The following is a 1,729-nucleotide window of genomic DNA, read 5'->3' as shown; positions in this document are numbered from 1 at the left end:
GCGCCGACCACGCCGCGGCCTGCGGCGGAGCCGCCACCGGAATGCCCATCGACTCGGTTCGGGGCGGACGCCCGGCCAGGCCCTGGTGACGACCGACGTCGAAGGTCAGCAGCGGCCCGTCCGGGTTTCCGATGTTGAGGGTTTGCCCGTCGTGGATCTCGACCACCGGCACGCGCCGGCCGTTGACGAAGGTTCCGTTGAGCGAACCGTTGTCGATCGCCAGCCACTTGCCCTGATCGAAACGCAGCAGCAGGTGGGCACGCGAGATCAGCGGGTGGGTGATCCGCATGTCCGCTCGCAGATCGCGCCCGACAACTACGTCGTGGCCCGCTGCGAAGGTACGTTCCGATCCTTCGTGATGGACGGTTAGCGCTGGCGGGGCTGGTGCTGACATCGCCACAACTGTAGCTTGCAGCCCTGTGGTTTAGCTCTGAGCGCCTGCCACATCAGGCGCGCCGGTGACCACGCAGTGCGTTCGGGTGTAGATCGTGGGCATGCACCGATTGCAGTGCGTGCACGCCGAATGCACCTGGTGCCGGGCGCCATCAGCGGCGATTCGGTTGATCAGGTCCGGCTCGGCCAGCAGCGCCCGGGCCATCGCGACGAAGTCGAATCCCTCCGCCATCGCCAGGTCCATCGTCTCCCGGTTGGTGATGCCGCCGAGCAGGATCAACGGCATCTTCAGCTCGTTGCGGAACAGCTTCGCGTCGCGCAATAGATAGGCCTCGCGGTAGGGGTACTCGCGCAGGAACTTCTTGCCCGTCATGCGCATGCCCCAACTCAGCGGCGGCTTGAACGCCCCGGCGAACTCCTTGAGCGGGGCGTCGCCGCGGAACAGGTACATCGGGTTGACCAGCGAGCTGCCCGCGGTGAGTTCGATCGCGTCCAGCCCGCCGTCCTCCTCCAGCCACTTAGCGGTGGTCAGCGACTCCTCGGTGCTGATGCCGCCGCGGACGCCGTCGGCCATGTTCAGCTTGGCGGTCACCGCGATGGGCGTGCCTTCGGATTCCACCGCGCGGCGGACGGCCATCACCACGCCGCGGGCGACCTTGGCCCGGTTCTGCAACGATCCGCCGAACTCGTCGTCGCGGCGGTTGATCAGCGGGGACAGAAACGAGCTCGCCAAATAGTTGTGCCCCAGATGGATTTCGACGGCGTCGAAGCCGGCTTCGATGGCCAGCCGCGCGGCGTTGGCGTGCCCGGCGATCACGTCGTCGATGTCCTCGCGGGTCGCCTTCTTGGCGAACCGCATGCCGATCGGATTGAAGAACCGGACCGGCGCCAGGGCCTTCGCCTTATTGGACTTGGCATTCGCCACCGGGCCGGCGTGGCCGATCTGCGCGCTGACCGCCGCGCCCTCGGCGTGGATCGCGTCGGTGAGCCGGCGGAACCCGGGCACGGCCTCCGGTCGCATCCAGATTCCGTTGCCCTCGGTGCGGCCGCCGGGGGAGACGGCGCAGTAGGCGACGGTCGTCATGCCGACCCCGCCGGCGGCCGGCAGCCGGTGGTATTCGATGAGGTCGTCGGTCACCAGCGCCTCGGGGGTGCGCGCCTCGAAGGTGGCGGACTTGATGGTGCGGTTGCGCAGCGTTATCGGACCGAGCTTCGCGGGGCTGAACACGTCCGGAGGGGTTGACATACCCGGAGCCTAATGGCGATCGCAAGCGCGGCGAAGCCGGGCGTGGCGGGTCGCCATCGATGGGCACCGTGGCGATCGCAAGCGCGGCGA

2 protein-coding genes are annotated in these 1,729 nt (G+C 68.2%); both read right to left on the bottom strand.

Annotation, left to right across the window (positions count from 1 at the left end; all coding sequences use genetic code 11):
• Positions 1-394: FHA domain-containing protein (locus A5688_RS23085; protein ID WP_131812454.1), on the bottom strand; the 394-nt coding region annotated here is incomplete at its 3' end.
• A 30-nt stretch (positions 395-424) separates the two neighbouring features.
• Positions 425-1,639 carry an NADH:flavin oxidoreductase gene (locus A5688_RS23080; RefSeq protein WP_067837527.1) on the bottom strand — a complete coding sequence of 405 codons (1,215 nt, stop codon included), beginning with the start codon at positions 1,637-1,639 and terminating at the stop codon, positions 425-427.
• Positions 1,640-1,729: the final 90 nt, after the last annotated feature.

Source organism: Mycobacterium mantenii, assembly GCF_001667865.1.
GTDB classification, from domain to species: domain Bacteria; phylum Actinomycetota; class Actinomycetes; order Mycobacteriales; family Mycobacteriaceae; genus Mycobacterium; species Mycobacterium mantenii_A.
Note: the sequence above shows the minus strand (reverse complement) of the source record. Positions and strands in the feature narration are given on the sequence as shown.